Below are 14,987 nucleotides of genomic sequence, written 5' to 3'. Positions count from 1 at the left end.
ATACCTATTCATGTCCTCAGGGGCGCCAACAGCATGACTTCAGAAATCAGCCCCCAGCTGGTGCGGTTCTGCCTGCCACTCCAGAAAGGCGGGATCATCCGTCGAGAGAATCCGTCGCGGAGGTTCCTTGTGCGCCTGAAGGCCAACGCAACCAGCCGCCCGGCAGTGCGTCCTGAGACGCTCGACGGCGTGCGGCAGCCGCTCGTGGAGGGCCAGCGGCCCGAACCCGGAGTCGTCTGCTGTGTAAGAGGCGAGCTCAGCCCTCTGGAGGGCATATAGCTCAGCCACAATTTCAGGGTGACGCCACCAGCAATCGGGAACCACCGACGTCGTGAGCTGGTACGTGGCGACGAACCACCTCACCCACACTGCCAAGGCACGCCACGCGCTTTCAGACTGCTGGGCGTCCATGTCCCGCCATCGGTATGTCACGCGAGAAGCTCCGCCCTGAGGACGGAAAGCCGAGCGGAACAGTTGCGCGGTCAGCTCGTCGTCGTCCCCTCCAGCTGATGGGATCTCAAAGCGTTCGCCATCCTCATAACTGCTCATCATCAGTCCCCTCAGCGGCCTGCTGGCGCAGCCTGTGGCCATCTGCCAACGTTCGTTCGACTTCCATCTTTGATCGTCCGAGCTCGGCTGCGTCCCTGCGCTTGTGCCACTCCCTGAGGTCCAGGAGTATCGGCCGTGTACGCCTGCCCAGCATGAGTGCCGTGCCGACAGGCAGCCGACGGATCTCATCGAGCCGAATAACAGGACTCTCCCGGATCTGCTCGCCGTCCTGCCGGCCTTGGGAAGACCAGGAACGGGTATTCAAGATGAGGCTCCTCTCCCCCAGCAGGCCGGCCAGGGAACGAAGGTCACGTTCGTCGGAACCCCCTCCGAAAATCACCTTGATGATGGCCGAGTCCCAAATGGTGGCTGCCTCCTCAATCGACCAGCCGGTACGTGCCTGCGAAAGCGACTGCAACACAACCAGCGTGGAGATTCCTATACCGCCTCCGTCGGAAAGCGCGACGGGCAAGCCAGGCCATGGGGCCAGATTGGCGATCTCGTCGAGGATGAGCGACAGGGGTGGGTCAAGTCGGCCGCCGGGTGACACGAAGGCCATCTCACGGGCGGCATTGTCGATGTCATCGATTAGTGCTGAAAGGTACGGACCCGCCGCGGCGGCTCCAGCCCGAGTGCCGATCAAATAGAGGGTGCCGCAGTCACGGATAAACGCCTTGGGATCAAACTCCTCGGACGCTTCATGGGGATCCAAAGCAGCCAGCACCTTGGGCGACGACAGCGGCGCTACGGCGGCCGATACACCGATCCACGAATTGGACGTGTTCCTCGGGTCGTCCTCAAGGATCCCCATGAGGTCGGCCTGCCATCCCAGCGCCGCCCCAGGACGACTCAGCAGTTCCAGGGCTTCCCGAGCCAACACGGGGCTCGAGGACCACCGGCGGAACGCACGTACGCCCTCCCCGGACAAGGCAGCAGCGTGCAGCAGACATTGCAGAACGATCAGCGAGCGCTTTTGCCACGCCGCGTTCTCACCCTTCATCTCGGTGTCCGCCGTGATAACCAGCGCCCGGCGGGTTGCGATGTCGGGATCCTCGCACCCGCGCACCGGCGACCACCGGAGTGTGGAAGGCAGTCCAGACATTCCCTGCGGGTCGAACACTGTTACTGGTCTCCCTCCCGTGGCCCGCGCCAGCATGGTCACCACCAGGTTGTCGGCTCGAGTGGACGTCGTCACCACGGCGCCCGGAGCGTCGAGTATGGCGTTAATGACCACATATAGGCCCTTTCCTGAACGGGGAGCGCCTTGAATCACCATGGATTCTTCAGTAGAAACGTGGACTGTAACTCCATGTGATCGACCCAGCGTCCATGACACGTCTTCGATTTTGGGTTTGCTAAGTCCTGGCCGGGTGAACTTTCCGCGTCGCCTGACGGCTCTGGCACCGTAATCGTGAAGGATCTCGGCGCGTCCTGCGATGCCGTCTCGCTTCAAGATGTCCTGGCGAAGCCATGCTCCGGATTGCTTCCATCTTCGCCAGCCCAGGATGGAACCGGCCGCGAGCGCGGCGAGGAGGACGAGAACCGGGCCTACCACCCACCACACATCGCCGATGCCGACGCTGCAGTTGGGCGCTTGAAGCAACACCCAGTCAATCCGGTCCATAACAAGCCCGACGGCGGCTGCCGGACTGAAGGGCGAGGGCTTCCCTGCGCCGCAGCGCCAACTCGCCACGAGGGTGGCTGACGCCTGAACAAGAAAGCACAGGCAAAAGTATCCGGCCATCGTCACGAGGCCGGCTGTGATCAGTGGACTGCTACTCCCCCCGCGTGTCATGGATCCCACTCAAATCATCCGTTCGTCAGTGCCGAAGACCTCCAGCTCGTCAGTGGTGACCCGGTTCGCGACGATGAAGGAACGGTTACCCACCTTCCAAAGTCCAACGCCCTTGGGAAGGTTCTCCACATGCTCGCATTCAGCCTCGGTTAGTCCCAGGGCTTCTTTGGTCAGGCGCATGGCGTCATGTTTTTGCCGGTAGATGATCCGGGTGTCCGCCTCGGTAAGCAGGCCAAGGGCCTTTTGCCGGTGACCGCTGGTGCTGTCGCCAATCTCGTTGAGGTCAGCCACCTTGTGCATGATGAGCAGGTTCGCGATTCCGTAAGTGCGTGCGAGTCGCCATTGCTCGCTCATTTTGGCCAGCATGTAAGGGTCGGCCAGCATTCGCCAACCTTCGTCGTAGACGACGAGCCGCTTACCGCCGTCGGGGTTGGTGATCGCCGCCTCCAGCCAAGTGGCGCCGCAGGCCGCTGCAAGGGATAGCGCCTGTTCGGAAGCACCTATCAGGGCCGACGTATCCATCACCATCATCGGCGCGTCTGCATCGAAGACTACGGTCGAGGGAGCGTCAAACATGCCCTCCAAGTCGCCGGAAACGGTGCGCCGTAATGAGTGGCTGACAGCCAGGCCGCCGTCTTTGCCGACGAGCCCTATCGTCTCCTTCGACGGGTTCAAGAGGTGGTCCAGCACCATGGGCAGGGTGGGATTCGAATTCTGGGCGACAGTCTCCATCAGCGCCATGTCCAAGGCCGTGTGCTCGACTGGTCGCAGCGGCGTGCCCTGCCGCATCAGTGAAACTAAGGCCACCAGCAGATGCCGGCGTCGTTGACGCACCACAGCCTGCCACTGAGTCTCCGTAAGAGCGCTAGGTCTGGGTCCCTCGTCGAGGGGGTTGACCCGTGCGGAGCGTCCTGGTCCCACCGAGATGACTTTGCCGCCAACGGCTTTGGCGACGGCGCCCCACTCGCCTTTGGGGTCAGATGCGACCGCAGCCTTACGACCCAGCGTGATGGATCGTGCCACCAGCGACTTTCCGCACATGGACTTACCCGTGCCGACAGTGCCAATCACGACAATCGAGGGGCCGCTGATCACGCCCTTGTCATAGAGTATCCACGGATCGTAAGAGAATGCCCCGGAGCCAAAGACGTCCGTGCCGATGTACGTGCCCTCGTGACCCAGGCCTGATTCGGTGATGAACGGATAGGCGGCCGCAAATGTCATGGTCGAAGCGCGGTGTGGCGCCGGTCGCAAACGATGCGGACCGCGCAACGAATTGGGCTCTCGGCTCCCCCAGTCACTTCCCAGCCGAGGAGCGTCCAGCCGTTCGTCGGCCAGGTCGATAAGTCGATGCAGAGCTAACGCCCGCGGTAGACGGTTGGCGAGGCTCTCTTGCCGGCGTCGTTCCTTCCGCTCCTGGCGATTACCTGACGGCGTGTAGCGAACCGTTTCCTTGTTTCGAGTCATCGCAATCCTCTTCCAAAGGGCAATGCGCCAGCGACGTAGGCCGCCCATTGCTGTCCAGCCAGCAGGCGCAGCTCAACGAAAGCTCCTGCTGCCGCTGATTCCAGTTCCTGCCTGTGGCGGGCAAGATCGTCGAGCGTGGCGGCCGAAATAGTCACGTAGGCAGCGGGGCGGACATCACCATGTCCGGCGACGATCTCCTCCTCCCTTTGGGCCACCTCTTCCTCCTCGGCTTTTTGCTCGCGGGTGAGCGGCCTGTCAAAGCGAGTGTTGATCCGTCGTCGAGTTTCATGCGCCTCCTGGGCGGAACGAATGTCCCTCAGAGCCTCCACCGTGGGAACGGTTCGGATCACTTGGGTCACGGTGTGGCGGAACTCGCCCACATAGATCAGCGGATGGAGGAATCCGGGGAATACCTTTTGCCTCGGCCACTCGGCGATCCAGAACGTCTGATGGAAACCAGAGTCGGTGCGCACATACGTCCAGTGCTCCTCGACCGCCATTGGCCCCGCAGCCAGAGCTCTTGATTGGGTATCGACGTCGGATTGGCGATTCGGGATGGCAGCGGGCATTTCTTCCTTCACGTCACTGACCGGCGCTGCCACTGCAGCAGGATCAAATGCCCCGTGTACGACGTCAAGGATCCCGTCCTCAGATAGCCACTGCTCGACCTTCACGTTGTGCGTTCCCAAGGAGGTGCTCATGGCCTCGACTTCCAGTCGGAGCACGCGCTCGAGACCGGCCAGGCCGCCACCCGACTCCTTGATCCGGCGCCGGGCCTTTGCTGTGTCCACCACGACCGTGACCAGAAGGTCGTGACTCATGGCGGAACCGGCGGCGGCCATGAGGTCCTCGTAAGCCTGTTCACCCCATGTCAGCCCACCGACGGCGTCGGACTTCCGCTGCACGCTGCGGTCATAGAAGTCACGGAGGGCCGTTGAAGGGTAGGGAACGGTGTAGTCCTGCACTGCGATTCTCGCGATGCTTGACCGCTGGGCCATCCCCGCCTGTACGCGCGACCAGGCCTGTACGGCCCACGCCTTGTCATCGGGGTCGAGGAGGGCGAAGGACCTTGTGGTGCAGCGCAGCACCGCTATCGCTTCCCTGCCCTTGGGATCCACAATGAAGCACTCGCCTTTAGCCGCACGACGGAACTCCAGATTGCCCAGACCGCCAGGAAGCACTAGCCGCCCAGCAAGAAGCGCGCTTTCAGGCCGTGCCAGGAAGCGGGTCTGCCTGATTGCAGAGCGGTAGAAAAACACGATGATCTGTGTGGCCCAGACCGGATAGGGGATCCGCGAATACTGCAGGAGACCGAGAAGCATTAGCGACAGCCACATGGGTCCGGAGGTGAACAGGCCGCCTGGTCCACCGACGGCAGAGGCCACACTCCCCGTAAAAACGCCGGCCGCGAGCAGCAACAATTGGTACCACTTCAATCCCATGAACAAACCACGACGCTCGTACCGGGGAAACTTGACGGCTTCTAGAGTCCGTGAACTTTCAGACATCGGATTTACCACCTGATGGAGGTTCGACTTTTGGTTGGGGGTGGACTGGAGGCGGTGGCGTCGCCGGCATGTTCAGCACCGGATTCCCGCGGTCGGGAACATGAGATGGCAGCGGCCGCTCCGTATCAACGGCCGCGTTCCTTGGGCTCACCGCGGTGGCTAATCTTGATGCGGATCGGGCGTGGCTTCCAGCGGCTTCACGCCCGGAACCAGGGGCCTCCCATGACTGGGGAAGCATCCCGGAACTTGGACCCGTGTCGTCGAAAGTGGGAGCGAGTCTGCCAGACCCTAGCGACGGCGTCGGGGCCTTCGAGGACACCGGCAATGACATACCGGCCGGCAGCGCTCGCGTTGGAAACTGTGCACGGCTGGATTGGATCGGCCGCGTCACCGACGAGCGCCCAATCATTGAGGCGAGGGTAAGCCGGCCGCCTGCCTGGCGGCTTATCTGCCGGGCGGCAACACTACTGCTCCGTGATAGGACGTGCCCGCCACCAGCAGTTTGCGCCGCTGCCGCTAACTCGCCGCCTGCGAAGCTGACGAGCCTCAAGGCCATCAGCGGTGCGCCACAAGCCAGCACCATCCCGACAGTGCCGGCGGCGAGTCCGGCGAACGACGTCGAATCCGCAAAGAGCTTGATTGCCACTGCCAGCACTGTCGCCGCGAGTGGTTTCGCGAGCAACAGGGCAACGACAATCTCACACCAGCGCCTGGCCCACGTCTTCGTCTTCTCCCACGGCATAAGCATTAAAGCGACTGGCGCGACGGCGGCAAGCACAATGAGTGCGAACGATCGGAAGATCATCGAGCACATGAGAATAAATGCCAAAATCCATACAACGATGACGGCCATCGCAGTGACAATCACCCCTCCAGCGGCGCCCCCCGCTGTACCTGGAGCCAGCGAGATGACATTCCACTCCCTGTCGGAGCCGGCTGGTGCACGCTCGAAGCCAAAGAGCCGCATGAAGACCACATAGGGATCCGTTCCCATCGAGTCCAGAAGTGCAGTCGACGCCGAGTCGCTGACCCGTGTGAGCTGACGAACCACGTAAACTGCCCCGGCCACCATGGGTATCGCAGCTGCGCCGCCAACCAGCGCCCTGACCAGGCGCCTCGGTTGTTGGCTAATCAGACCCGAAAGTAGTTGGAGGATCATCACGACGACCAAGGGCGTCATCATCACAATGACCCACCAGTTTGTCAGGCCTCGGATGGAGGTCCACTGCGAATCGTCGATCTCCGATGCACTAAAAGCGCCTGTGATGAAGGCCCACATCCACGACGCAGTATTTTGAAGAATGTTCGCGAAGAGGGAGGTGATAGCGCCCTGAACACCATCGTTGGCCTGCGAGACGAGTCCGCATCCGGGCGGCCACCAGCCATTGAGGTCGCATTGAACTGGCATAATCGATGGGACCTAGAACCCGAGCGGGAATGCGCTTTGGGACCAGAGGATGTAGCCGTTGATGCCGCCAAGGATCGCGGCCACTGGGCCTGTCCACAGCAGGATGGAGCCACCGCCTGAGGCGAGGCGCGACGATTGGCTCAGCTTGCCGGCCAAGAGCATCGCGGCCCCGATGATCGCCACGATGGCGATGACAATGAAAGCGCCGACGAGGATCCCTCCGCCGATCTGTTTGAGGGATTCAAGAAAGGGAAAGTTCGCATTTGGGGTGATACCAGGATCCACCGCTGCCAGAAACATCTGGTGCTCCGTCCGTCGTTTTCCAGTGGAATGAGCAGTTTGAGCTCACGACTTCATGGAGCAGGCGGGGCGTAGCGACATGACGGCTCGCCGCAAAGCGACGGGGAAAAGGAACAGTCGGATGATCGACCAAGGCCTGTCTGCTGATGGCTCATATACCGCGCCCGCCCACTGTGTACACCCACGGCGTCTACGCACCGATCGTGGTCGTACCGGCACGAGTGGCTACCCGTCTGGAGCGCTATGTGGGCGAAGCGAGCAGTGATTACTCACGAATATCTCCAGACCAAACGCGACGTCCAAGCACTCCAGGCAGCGGAAACCGCACAACGGGCCAACCGCTCGAACGAACTCACCAAGAGTCTGTGGGCGGCAAGGGTCCACATAGCCCGTTAGCCGCACCAACGACGGACTTCCCTGCCAATGCCCTACACCGCTCCCCCATCAGGACGGGGCAGGTAATGCTAACGCTGTTGTACTACCGTTCTGCTCAGTTTCCCGACCCGGCAAAGGGACCGGAGGACTCCGTTTCATCTCGCTGGAGTCTGTCACTAACGAAGTCTGGGATTCGGTTACTGCGGCCGGACCCTGTCCGGCACGCGCACAAAAGTCATTGAAGGTTGACTGTTGTCCGATAAGAGCCTAAAACTCAGTTTGACAGCTCGACGGTTGGAGGCGCCGGTGGTTGGGCAGAGGATCGGGTACGTGCGGGTGACCACGCTGGACCAGAACGAGAAACGCCAGCTTGAAGGCCAGGTTCTCGACAGTGTCTTCACGGAGAATGCCTCCGGCAGGGATACGGCCGGGCCGCAGCTCACGGAACTGCTGCGGTTCGCCCGTGACGCGGACAGCGTTGTGGTGCACAGCATGGACCGGCTCACCCGCAACCTCGATGACCTGGGCGCTTTGGTTCAGACCCTGACAAGGAAAGGCGTGCGGGTGGAATTCGTCAAGGAGAGCCTAGTCTTCACAGGGGAGGACTCCCCCATGGCCAACCTCATGCTTTCCCTTATGGGTGCCTTCGCTGAATTCGAACGTTCGCTCATCAGGGAACGCCAAAGGGAAGGCATCCCTCTGGCCCTGCGCCATGCCAAGCTGGAGTGAATGCTCCTCCTCTGCTGGCAAAGCAGCAGCCTTACTGGCTCTCAGTAGGCCGGGGATCATCAGTGGTCGGCACTAAGGTTTTTCAGCACAATTGTGCGCCAGCTCTGTAGCGTCCGCGCGTCTTGGGCACTGATAAGCCGCATATGGGCGGCCCTGTTTCGAATTGGAACCACAGCGTGACGGAACTTTGTCCACAGATAGGTTTCAAGTCCAAGGTTGCCGAGTTCGCGAGCTTCACGGAGTTCGAGCAACTCAACTGTTGTTAACCATTCGAGTGGATCGCGTAGGTCTTTCACCGATTCTGCAGATGGTTGGGCGTCCTTCCGTGCTCGTTCGAGGATCTCGGGCTGCATCGCAGAGGACAAGCAACTTTCGCGCCACCCGTCCCCTTGCTTGATTATCAATGCATCTCTAACAGCGTTTCTGATGGCTCTCTCGATGACCCAGAGATCGGTAAAACTGCCAGCCAACCATGTCGTCGCCACGGTATATCGTGATGAGGCCAGGGCGACAGCATTCCTAAATTTCTTCCACGCACCGGCAATCGTCCAGGTAACCGAAGACTCATCAACTGTCACTAGACCGGCACCCCTGAGGGCCTCCAGGTCAGTCTTTCGTAGTTCTGTGATGCTTTCGTTCGGACTGAGGCCGTGCTCCCAGAGTGCCTGGCTGAGTGCATGTACAGTTTCAGATCCGAGTTCTTCGAGACATGACGTCAGCAACGTCGTCCCATCCCGCTCGCCCCCGCGGTGTGCGGGCAACACTGCGAGATGGTCTCCGGCCACAGGAGGGTCGAGAGGGGCATAAACCTGTCGGGCATCGGCTAGGAGATCACTGCCTGGAGCGGCTTCGTACGCATTGCGTGAAATCCTCGACACAAGAATGAAGATATGCCCTGCCTCAACGTCCGAATGAACGCGTTCCCGAAGACGCCCGATGGTTGCATCCTTAGTCTTTGCTACGCGCTCGAAGTCCTCGAGAATGTGGAGAGTTGGTTCATTCGGAGCCACCTGCCCCAAGTACTCGGCTAGGGGCATTTGTCGGCCTTTGATGTCCGCCAAGTCACCGCGCAGGGGTGCAAAAGCGCTTCCAAGCTGTACAAAGACGATTGAATACCTACGGGCCTTCCGCTCAAGGTTGAGGACCCACTCTCCCCTATCTGTCACCGCAGCTCCAACAGAGTGCTGGAGGTGAACTGTCCACTGGACTCATGAATTAGACCAAGGCTGATGAGGTGGTGCACTGCTTTGTCTTCAGTTGATGCCAGCGACTGAAATTCGGTTGGAGACTCAGCCAAGATTTCGAGAAGAATCGCTTCAGTCGGGTAGTAGCGCTCTAGGTGGCCCAAAATCTCGTCAAGGTTTCCGGCGATAGATCGTTTCCAGGGAATAAGACGATGCAGCACATCTGAAGTCCGCATTATGCGCCTGTATGTAGCTACAGGTAGATCGCCGACTACAGCGGATGCAAGGTTGCGATACAGGTAGGCATGTCCTCCGGAGGCATCGTAGAGCGCATCGAGTGCCCCGGCTTCGATTTCAATACCCATCCGGGAGCCCACCGCTGTGGCGAGCTCGCTGGCTTCGGAGTGGGCGAACGGTCCGATGTAGCGAGCCTTTGCCCAAGAAAACAGCGGGTTTGGACGCCCATACAACCTCCCGTTCTCTAATATCTCATTGGTCAACCCAGATAAAAGGAATGTGAAATTTTCGGTACTTTGGACCATGCTTCTCAATATTCCGAGGACTTGAGCGACTCCGGAGAATTCTCCTTCGGCGGTGTCAATTTGGTCGCCAGGCGTCAGAAACTCGATCTCGTCAAGCATGAGAGTTACCTTGATACCGGCGTCGTCGAGACGCGTAAGAAGTTTCTGCAACGCACTCTTCAGAGCCGGTATCCCGGGATCGGCTTCAAGCGGTGCGAGCTCATGAGTGGGGATTCCGCGTTTTTCCAGTTCGGCACGTAGACGCGCAGCGATCTCCACGATCAAGGGCAGAGTAGGATCACTGGGAGGCGAGGGCAACACCTCGAGGTCAACGAAGACCGGAATAGAAGAATTCGAGTCGATGAGCTCTGAAAGCTGCAAAAGGATGCTCGTTTTGCCACTTTTGCGCAGACCAAAGAGACCGGATACCCTCTGATTCGTGACATCGTCCCTGAGTTCTTGCAGCAGTGTCTTTCGCCCAAAGAATCTTTCTCCCCGCACGGGCGTCGTTTCGTAGAACAGATCCCGAGCGTATACGTGATCCCGAATCAGTCGCACCAGCGAGATAGGATCGGGGTCGAGCCCCGACGCTAAGGGAATCGCTGTGAAGGCAAGCCTCGACCAATCTTCAAGTTTGATGGTCAGACGTTCATCTGGAGAGTGGAAGAGAACCAAGTCCGGCGTTGCGTCCCGTGAAAGCGATGCCAGCGCGTCTTTTGCCCAAGTAAATGACCGGATTTGCAGATCCCGATACGGCGTGTAGAAGAACATCACTTCGCGCGTGATTCCGAACGCGGCCTCTATCGCTCCGCTGAAGCGCGCCAGCGCCAACCCAAGTGTTTTCCCATCTGAAGCCCTGAACGTTTTGGCGAAGACAAACTGAGATCCCAGGCCCTTCAACATCCGGCGATGCTCGGCTGCAGCGGGAAAGCGCCTTTCCAACGCGGTAATTCGGTCCAGCACTTCCTGTTTTCTCGGCTCCGGGACAGGATTTGCTTCCCATGTGTACATCGTCGGAGGGGTGAACGATATCGGTTTAGGAGCTGGTAAAGCTTGGGCCTTGGGCTCCGAGCCGGCGGCGCCAAAGAATTCAAGGACCTTAACGGCGACAACGTCTTCCACTCCGCTGGCGGATGACCGAACGAACTCCCCCACGTCGCGCAGATGATCAATGATCACTTCGGACTCAAGACCGGTCATTCTGGCTATCTCATGTACCCGATACTTCATGTGCCGCATTCTCCCCGTTAAGCCTCAGACGGAGTTTAGTCCAACGCGGATCTCAAGGCTGTTCTGCGAAGCATGCGACATCGTGTCGAGTCGAGCGGGGCATCGCAAAGCGGAGCTATGCTGTGACCACTTCCGGATCAAGGCGTTAAGTCGCAACTTGTAAGCGGCTCTCCTACGACAAAGCTGGCAAAGGGACAGGTTGGGTTGGCTAGTACCCCGTCTGGCAGGTCGGCGAAAAGATTGGAAGGCCGGCCAGTCCCGGCAAAAGGTTGCAAGAAGGGTTCAGGATGAACCGGGAGTCTTGTCGGGTTAGGGCGCACCCCAACCCGACAGAGGCCATGCCGCCTGGTCTCCGAACGAGGGCCAGCCTCTGCGATCCACAGAGAAGCCGTCCCGCCGCCCCACACGGGGACAATTCCAATGGGTTATCCACCGCTACTGCTGCTAAGGGAGCTACCCCACGGCTCCCTCAATACCCAGCCGTGGATAATCCGATTGATCCCAGCTGTGGACGGATCAGAGTCACCGAGCGAGCTTGTCCGAGCACAGTCAGTTGACCGAATATCCGTTATCGGCGTTCATATTCGACGGGGAGGGCACCATGAAGGGGGCTCATTTCCGGCCGGTATCACGTTTTCTCCCCAGACCTCGCATGTCAGAACTGCCTAGCCTGTGACTGCTTACTTCGTTTGGCTGCTAAATCGTAGCTCCTCCCATCCCTTTCAAAGAAAAGGAATGGGAAGGCTGGCCCTGCGCCGCCTGTCGGGACATTAGGACGAGTCGCAAATGTCCGGACGACAAACTGACCGCTCTCAGAATCGCCAGTCGTCAGGCATGGCTTGGAACTGGTCGTATGCCCAGTCCTCCACGGCCTACAGCGTGCCGAACTATTCCTAGCCCGTTCGACCATTTCCCGAGTGGCAGGACCTTCGGCCGTTGCCAGTCTGGTTGCTCGTGGAATTCCATTGACTCCTGCTATTCCGATGGATGCGGCCTGTGTGTGCGCCCTTCATCGATATCCACAGAATTGAATTGTCAGGTATCACGGCCTCGACCGTGTCGGAGCGGAGAGTCTCGCCATGGAGGCCAATCTGACAAACTCACCAAACGTGCGATTTTCGTTGACGAAATAGCGCTACCTGTGATGGGGAGCGACGAGGCACCAAGAACTGTTGCGACAGATGATGATCCGGGTGATGCCTCGCCGCCGACCAGCGGCGGCTTCAGGCCGCGTCAAATGCCCCGTCAGGGCCGCTGTTGGCACTTACTGGGGGACGAGGGAGTGCCGCTTGCTGTACATGGCGGGTGCCGCCCAGCCGGGGATCCACATGTCCGTGACCTCTTCGGTCATGCGTTCTGGAACTGCGGCAAACCTCGCAATCTTAATCCGAGTGGGTCTTAGCGGGCCAGGTTCTTGTCGCTCGTATAGACGCGGACGTTGTGTGGGGCCGTCACAGGTTCCTTTCAATGGCGCCTCAATACCGTAGGAGCCGGGACCGTCGCCCACGGGCAGGTTCAACGTGTCGAGGCAATGTTGTCATGGCTAATGCGGTCAAGGTTCGGTCGGTGATGTCGTTGACGGAGCCGAGTCCGTCTACCCTCGTCAGCAGGCCGCGTTCTGCGTACTCCGAGAGGACGGCGTTTGTTTGCTCATGATACAGATCCAGCCGATGGCGGATCACGTCTTCGTTGTCATCGCTGCGGTTATCGGCGCGGGCGAGGAGTCGCTGGACTACCTGTTCGTCGCTAACAGCTAACTCAAGGACTCCGTCAAGTCGCTGGCTGCTGGAGTCAAGCATGCCGTCCAAGGCTGCGACCTGCGCAAGCGTCCGGGGGTAGCCATCAAGCAGGAACCCGTCCCTTACATCGGACATTGCCAGGCGTTGCCGGACCATGTCGTTAGTCAGGTGGTCTGGTACGAGATCCCCGTTGTCCATGTGTCTCTGGGCTTCGGTCCCCAATACGGTCTGCTCCAAAACGTTCATCCGGAAGATGTCGCCGGTCGAGACGGGCACAATCTCTAGATGCGCTGATAGCCTCTGTGCCTGGGTCCCTTTCCCGGATCCAGGAGGACCGATAATCAATAGTCTCGTCATGCAAGAATTCCTTCGTAAGGGCTGGCTAGGAAGCTTTGGTCTGTGTCGACTGGGCAACGCAAATGAGCAGTGTCTCTGTATCGAATCTCCTCTGGCAGGGACTAGATGGGCGGCGGCCGGCGGATATCCGGATAGTTCCGCCGGCCGACCGCTTTCGTCCCCGGAGAGTCCTAGGTCTCTGCTGCTTGATCTAGCGGTTCGAAAACTTCGCCTTCCGCTTCTCGATGAAGGCTGCCATGCCTTCTTTTTGATCGTCGGTGGAGAACACGGACTGCGAGGAGCGGAGTTCAAATCTCAGCCCTTCCGAGAGCGGGCTCTGGAAGGCGACGTTTATGGATTCTTTGACCATACGAGTGGCGATCTGCGACTTTCCTGCCACTTCCAGGGCGAACTTCTCGACTTCGCTCTCAAATGTGTCTGCAGAAAACACGCGTGCGACAAGGCCGTATGACTCGGCTTCAGTCGCGGAGATCATGCGTCCCGTGAGCATCAGGTCCATGGCCTTGGCTTTGCCGACGGCGCGGGTCATGCGCTGCGTTCCACCCATGCCGGGCATGATTCCGAGATTAATCTCCGGTTGGCCGAATTTCGCCGTCTCACTGGCAAGGATCAGGTCACACATCATGGCCAGTTCGCAGCCACCGCCCAGGGCATAGCCGGATACAGCTGCAACCAGAGGCTTGCGGATGTTCGCAAGGGCGTCCCATCCGGAAAAGAGGTTAATGGTGTATGCATCCGCAAATGACAGAGTTGCCATCTCCTTGATGTCAGCGCCGGCAGCGAATGCCTTCTCCGAACCGAGGATGAGAATTATTGACACGTCGTCGTCGTCGTCCATCACTCGGGCTGCGTCGCAGACCTCGTTCATCACCGTGCGATTCAGGGCGTTGAGCGCCTCAGGCCGATTGAGCCTAATGTAGCCGATATTGTTGTCGTCGATCCGGGTGATTATGGTCTCGTAATTCATTTTGCTTCTCCCGTGGTGTCTGAGCGGACGTCATTAGCCTTCGAGGGACCCGTAGCGTTCGTCGCGCCAAGCCAAGGCAGCACCCAGTCCCTTGGATGCGACCAGTTCAGTGAACTCCTGGCGCTCGATGCTGTGCACAGAATTCAGAACCGCGGCGATGTCGAGATTCGACTTGACTGCTTCCCGTAGCCCCATTGCTTCGTAGGCACGGTTGAGCGCCAACTTCGTAAAGCGCAGCACCGGCAGAGGAGTCAGCGCCACCTTACGTGCCAGCTGTTCCACGACCTGGGTTAGCTGATCTGCCGGCACGACTTTGTTGACCAAGCCAAGGGCCAGCGCTGTTTCAGCGTCGATAACATCGCCGGTAAAGAGGAGTTCATTGGTCTTCTTCTGGCCAAGAACAAAGGGCATGAGCAGGGTAACGGGGCCGGATCCGAATCGGATTTCGGGCTCGCCGAACTGGGCGTCCTCGGTGGCGATCAGCATGTCGCAGGCCATGGCCAGTTCACAGCCGCCCGCCAAAGCCCAGCCGGAGACTGCACCGATGACAGGCTTGGAAAGGGCCCATATCTGCATGGTAAGGCCCACATTGTTTGTCAGGCCCGCGTGCCACTGTTCGGCTGTCGAAACCCCCAGTTCCACCTCTTCGGCGATGTCGTAGCCCACGCTGAAGGACTTGTCAGTTCCGGCGAGAACGACGACTTTTACCGACGAATCGTTCTCTACTTCGGTAAGAACTGCGGACAGCTCCCCCATGAGGCCCGTGGAGAGAGCGTTCAACTTCTTCGGCCTCTCCATGGTGATCCATGCGATGCCATCCACGTCTTTTCGGGTGATGAATTCGTTGATTTCCATTAC

At 59.6% G+C, this 14,987-nt stretch carries 11 protein-coding genes and 1 pseudogene; 1 reads left to right on the top strand and 11 read right to left on the bottom strand.

The genetic code is table 11. The annotated features are described in order from the left end of the window. Positions 1-39: 39 nt before the first annotated feature. The 6 genes from F8G81_RS09500 to F8G81_RS09475 all read right to left on the bottom strand — a co-directional run bounded on the left by F8G81_RS09500 (position 40) and on the right by F8G81_RS09475 (position 7,027). Positions 40-552 (bottom strand): hypothetical protein, encoded by a 513-nt coding sequence (locus F8G81_RS09500; RefSeq protein ID WP_267278727.1) that lies wholly within the window; start codon positions 550-552, stop codon positions 40-42. After that, positions 536-2,293, bottom strand: a complete 1,758-nt coding sequence (locus F8G81_RS09495; RefSeq protein WP_267278726.1) for a type IV secretory system conjugative DNA transfer family protein — start codon at positions 2,291-2,293, stop codon at positions 536-538. Before F8G81_RS09495 ends, F8G81_RS09500 begins: the two co-directional genes overlap by 17 nt. A 60-nt stretch (positions 2,294-2,353) precedes the next feature. Then, complete coding sequence (locus F8G81_RS09490) at positions 2,354-3,568, bottom strand: ATP-binding protein (RefSeq protein WP_267278725.1); 1,215 nt, start codon at positions 3,566-3,568, stop codon at positions 2,354-2,356. Between the two features lie 239 nt (positions 3,569-3,807). Further along, positions 3,808-5,253, bottom strand: a complete 1,446-nt coding sequence (locus F8G81_RS09485; RefSeq protein ID WP_267278724.1) for an SCO6880 family protein — start codon at positions 5,251-5,253, stop codon at positions 3,808-3,810. 58 nt (positions 5,254-5,311) lie between these two features. Further along, positions 5,312-6,727 (bottom strand): type IV secretion system protein, encoded by a 1,416-nt coding sequence (locus F8G81_RS09480; RefSeq protein ID WP_267278723.1) that lies wholly within the window; start codon positions 6,725-6,727, stop codon positions 5,312-5,314. Positions 6,728-6,739: 12 nt separating this feature from the next. Beyond that, positions 6,740-7,027, bottom strand: a complete 288-nt coding sequence (locus F8G81_RS09475; protein WP_267278722.1) for a hypothetical protein — start codon at positions 7,025-7,027, stop codon at positions 6,740-6,742. A gap of 681 nt (positions 7,028-7,708) precedes the next feature. Between F8G81_RS09475 and F8G81_RS09470 the strand changes: the two are divergent. Further along, positions 7,709-8,107, top strand: a pseudogene (locus tag F8G81_RS09470) (recombinase family protein); the annotation flags it as partial. Positions 8,108-8,190: 83 nt separating this feature from the next. On the opposite strand, the gene F8G81_RS09465 reads toward F8G81_RS09470, so the two are convergent. The 5 genes from F8G81_RS09465 to F8G81_RS09445 all read right to left on the bottom strand — a co-directional run bounded on the left by F8G81_RS09465 (position 8,191) and on the right by F8G81_RS09445 (position 14,984). Then, complete coding sequence (locus F8G81_RS09465) at positions 8,191-9,297, bottom strand: hypothetical protein (protein ID WP_267278721.1); 1,107 nt, start codon at positions 9,295-9,297, stop codon at positions 8,191-8,193. After that, the gene (locus tag F8G81_RS09460; protein WP_267278720.1) at positions 9,294-11,066 is read right to left on the bottom strand and encodes a hypothetical protein; all 1,773 of its coding nucleotides are present in this window, start codon (positions 11,064-11,066) and stop codon (positions 9,294-9,296) included. The genes F8G81_RS09465 and F8G81_RS09460 overlap by 4 nt, the downstream gene beginning before the upstream one ends. Positions 11,067-12,541: 1,475 nt before the next feature. Then, on the bottom strand, positions 12,542-13,162 hold the full coding sequence (locus tag F8G81_RS09455) for an adenylate kinase (RefSeq protein WP_267278719.1): 621 nt from the start codon (positions 13,160-13,162) through the stop codon (positions 12,542-12,544). Between the two features lie 190 nt (positions 13,163-13,352). Beyond that, positions 13,353-14,129, bottom strand: coding sequence for an enoyl-CoA hydratase-related protein (locus F8G81_RS09450; RefSeq protein ID WP_267278718.1), 777 nt, complete (start codon positions 14,127-14,129; stop codon positions 13,353-13,355). 33 nt (positions 14,130-14,162) lie between these two features. Continuing rightward, positions 14,163-14,984 (bottom strand): enoyl-CoA hydratase/isomerase family protein, encoded by an 822-nt coding sequence (locus tag F8G81_RS09445; RefSeq protein WP_267278717.1) that lies wholly within the window; start codon positions 14,982-14,984, stop codon positions 14,163-14,165. Positions 14,985-14,987 lie beyond the last annotated feature (3 nt).

It is taken from the genome of Arthrobacter sp. CDRTa11, assembly GCF_026427775.1.
Lineage (GTDB): Bacteria > Actinomycetota > Actinomycetes > Actinomycetales > Micrococcaceae > Arthrobacter.
This window is presented reverse-complemented; position numbering and strand designations above follow the sequence as displayed.

Coding starts and splice junctions, on each gene's coding strand:
- F8G81_RS09500 (WP_267278727.1), bottom strand. CDS start 552: ATGATGAGCAGTTATGAGGATGGCGAACGCTTTGAGATCCCATCAGCT.
- F8G81_RS09495 (WP_267278726.1), bottom strand. CDS start 2,293: ATGGCCGGATACTTTTGCCTGTGCTTTCTTGTTCAGGCGTCAGCCACC.
- F8G81_RS09490 (WP_267278725.1), bottom strand. CDS start 3,568: ATGACATTTGCGGCCGCCTATCCGTTCATCACCGAATCAGGCCTGGGT.
- F8G81_RS09485 (WP_267278724.1), bottom strand. CDS start 5,253: ATGGGATTGAAGTGGTACCAATTGTTGCTGCTCGCGGCCGGCGTTTTT.
- F8G81_RS09480 (WP_267278723.1), bottom strand. CDS start 6,727: ATGCCAGTTCAATGCGACCTCAATGGCTGGTGGCCGCCCGGATGCGGA.
- F8G81_RS09475 (WP_267278722.1), bottom strand. CDS start 7,027: ATGTTTCTGGCAGCGGTGGATCCTGGTATCACCCCAAATGCGAACTTT.
- F8G81_RS09460 (WP_267278720.1), bottom strand. CDS start 11,066: ATGAAGTATCGGGTACATGAGATAGCCAGAATGACCGGTCTTGAGTCC.
- F8G81_RS09455 (WP_267278719.1), bottom strand. CDS start 13,162: ATGACGAGACTATTGATTATCGGTCCTCCTGGATCCGGGAAAGGGACC.
- F8G81_RS09450 (WP_267278718.1), bottom strand. CDS start 14,129: ATGAATTACGAGACCATAATCACCCGGATCGACGACAACAATATCGGC.
- F8G81_RS09445 (WP_267278717.1), bottom strand. CDS start 14,984: ATGGAAATCAACGAATTCATCACCCGAAAAGACGTGGATGGCATCGCA.